The organism is Methanococcoides sp. (assembly GCF_030594565.1).
GTDB lineage: Archaea > Halobacteriota > Methanosarcinia > Methanosarcinales > Methanosarcinaceae > Methanococcoides > Methanococcoides seepicolus.
On record NZ_JAUVEY010000190.1, the window covers coordinates 1 to 2,951 of the forward strand.

The following is a 2,951-nucleotide window of genomic DNA, read 5'->3' on the forward strand; positions in this document are numbered from 1 at the left end:
TGGCGAAAGATGTATATAGAATAAATTGTATGTACATATTTATACGTCAATGTACATAAGTGGTTATTATGCACTCTGCAATACATGAAATTATCAATTCTACGGAAAAGCGGATCAAAACGCTTTATGAAGCGGAAGATCGTCCTACTTTGAATGGGAATACACAGGGGATAGAGAAGATAATTGAAGCTATTCACTCGAAAAAGAATAGCGGAAAGGTTCCGATAATTGCAGAGGTCAAGCCTGCATCCCCGTCTATGAAAATAATGGACATTTCACCGGAAGAAGCGGGAAAAATAGCTATAGATATGGAAAATGCAGGAGCTGTTGCCATATCTGTTCTGACAGAACCGGAGTTCTTTGAAGGTTCTATTGATAATCTTAAAGCTGTCAGAGAAGCTATTTCACTACCAGTCCTGAGAAAAGATTTTATTATTGATAAGGTACAGTTCGATGAGGTGAGAAGTGATCTGATATTATTGATAGCAGGACTTCTCGGTGAGAAACTGGAGGACCTTATTGAATATGCACGGTCAAAGGGATTCGAACCTCTTGTAGAAGTGCACAATAAGGAAGAGCTTATAGAGGTGCTTGAGAATAGTTCAGCAAAGATAGTAGGCATCAATAATCGCGATCTTACAACCCTTGAGGTGGATATTGCAACCACTGAGGTACTTATACCAATAATAAAGAAGTACGATAGGAGAACAGGTAAAGACCACCTTGTGATCAGTGAGAGTGGTGTGCATACACCTGAAGATGTGAGACGGATGATGAGAGCGGGGGCTGATGCAATACTTATCGGAACTTCTATTGTTAAAGATGGAGACATTTATAGAAAGACCAAAGAGCTGGTCGATGCACTTGATGGCAATAGGGAATGATAATAGGGAGGTATGATATGAGTAATACAAAGTATGGTAAGTACGGCGGACAGTTCGTCCCTGAGATACTGATGCCTGCTCTCGAAGAGCTTGAGCAAGGATATGAGAAGTACAGGAACGATCCACAATTCCTAAAGGAGCTTGATTATTATCTGAAAGATTTTGCAGGTCGAGAAACGCCTCTTTATCACGCTAGGAACCTTAGCAAGAAATACGGTACAAAGATCTACCTGAAAAGAGAAGATCTTGTACATGGTGGCGCTCACAAGCTGAACAACACGATCGGACAGGCGTTGCTTGCGAAGTATATGGGAAAGACAAGACTTGTGGCAGAGACTGGGGCAGGACAGCATGGTACTGCCACTGCGATGGCAGGGACAAATCTGGGATTCGAGACACATGTCTATATGGGCGCCAAGGATATTCAAAGGCAGCGCATGAACGTTTATCGAATGGAGATCATGGGCACAGAGTTACATCCTGTCGAGTCCGGTTCAAAGACACTTAAAGATGCTATCAACGAGGCTCTGCGTGATTGGGTCACAAATGTTGAGAATACGCATTATCTGATAGGTTCAGTAGTTGGTCCTCATCCATATCCGATGATGGTAAGGGATTTTCAGAGCGTGATCGGAAATGAGGTAAAGCAGCAGATAATGGAAAAGGAGGGACGTTATCCGGATTCCATAGTTGCCTGTACAGGTGGCGGTAGTAATGCTATGGGAATATTCCATCCATTCATTGAGGATGATGTGAAGCTCATTGCCGTGGAAGCAGGCGGATGTGGGTTGAAATCTACAAAAGGTGCTGCACTTCATTCGGCGTCACTCACTGTTGGAGAGGATGGCATTCTTCAGGGTGCTCGTACACGCATACTTCAGGATGAGTACGGTCAGATCCTCGAGTCAAGTTCAATTTCGGCAGGATTGGATTATTCCGGCGTGGGACCCGAACTTGCACATCTTGCAGAGATAGGAAGGATTACACCACGTGTTGCCAATGATGATATGGCATTGGAAGCATTCCACGAACTGAGTCGTGTGGAAGGTATTATCCCTGCACTGGAATCGTCTCATGCGGTAGCACATGTCATGGAAGCAGCAGAGTCAGGAGAACTTGGTGAGCTTGTGGTCATCAACCTTTCCGGAAGAGGCGATAAAGACCTTGAAACCGTGATCGGACTCGAAAGGAGGAAGTGATATGAGATTAGCTGATAAATTCAATGAACTAAGGAACAGGAATGAGACAGCACTTCTTGCTTATGTGTGTGCAGGAGATCCCGACATTGATTCGACCCCACGAATTGTTGATTCGCTGATAAAGGGCGGTGCAGACATCATTGAACTGGGATTGCCATTCTCGGATCCGGTGGCAGACGGACCTACCATACAGGCAGCATCCGAAAGAGCACTTTCAGGAGGAATGAACCCGGACAGGTATTTTGAACTTGTGGGAAGCCTTGATGTGCAGGTACCGCTTGTGTGTATGACATATTATAATCTGATATTCAAACGCGGAATTGAGAGATTTGTAAAGGATTGTGTTAGTTCAGGCATCAGCGGATTGATCATCCCAGATCTGCCGGCAGAGGAAAGCAATGATCTTGCAAACTGCTGTTCAAAGGAAGGAGTGGACCTGATATTTTTGGTAGCTCCTGTCACTACTGATGAGAGAATAGAGATGATATTGTCTAAGACGTCCGGTTTTGTATACATTGTCTCAAGATTAGGCGTTACAGGAACGCGCTCCAATGTTACAGCTGCGACCTCTGACATTATATCAAGGGTCAGGACAGACATCCCAAAGGCTGTAGGTTTTGGCATTTCCAATGCAGAACAAGCTGCAAAAATCATAGATGCAGGTGCGGACGGAGTTATAGTGGGTTCTGCTTTTGTGGATATTATTGCGTCAGGGGATAATGTTGATAAAAGACTGGAAGACCTTACAACTGAAATAAAGGCAGTCTGCAGAAGGGACTGAAGAACATAAATTAAACTAAGAGGGAGTTTGCTCCCTCTGTAATTATTCGAACAACTGGTCTACGAACCATTTAGGATCGAACTTTTT

General features: G+C 44.0%; 3 protein-coding genes. All 3 read left to right on the forward strand.

What is annotated here, in order from left to right; translation table 11 throughout:
- Positions 1 to 68: 68 nt before the first annotated feature.
- From QAS77_RS11305 to trpA, 3 genes are read left to right on the forward strand one after another with little or no spacing between them, the layout of a single operon-like run.
- Positions 69 to 884, forward strand: coding sequence for an indole-3-glycerol-phosphate synthase (locus QAS77_RS11305; protein ID WP_305065645.1), 816 nt, complete (start codon positions 69 to 71; stop codon positions 882 to 884).
- A 17-nt stretch (positions 885 to 901) separates the two neighbouring features.
- On the forward strand, positions 902 to 2,083 hold the full coding sequence (gene trpB, locus QAS77_RS11310) for a tryptophan synthase subunit beta (RefSeq protein ID WP_305065646.1): 1,182 nt from the start codon (positions 902 to 904) through the stop codon (positions 2,081 to 2,083).
- Between the two features lies 1 nt (position 2,084).
- Positions 2,085 to 2,864, forward strand: coding sequence for a tryptophan synthase subunit alpha (gene trpA / locus QAS77_RS11315; RefSeq protein ID WP_305065648.1), 780 nt, complete (start codon positions 2,085 to 2,087; stop codon positions 2,862 to 2,864).
- The last annotated feature ends 87 nt before the right edge of the window (positions 2,865 to 2,951 follow it).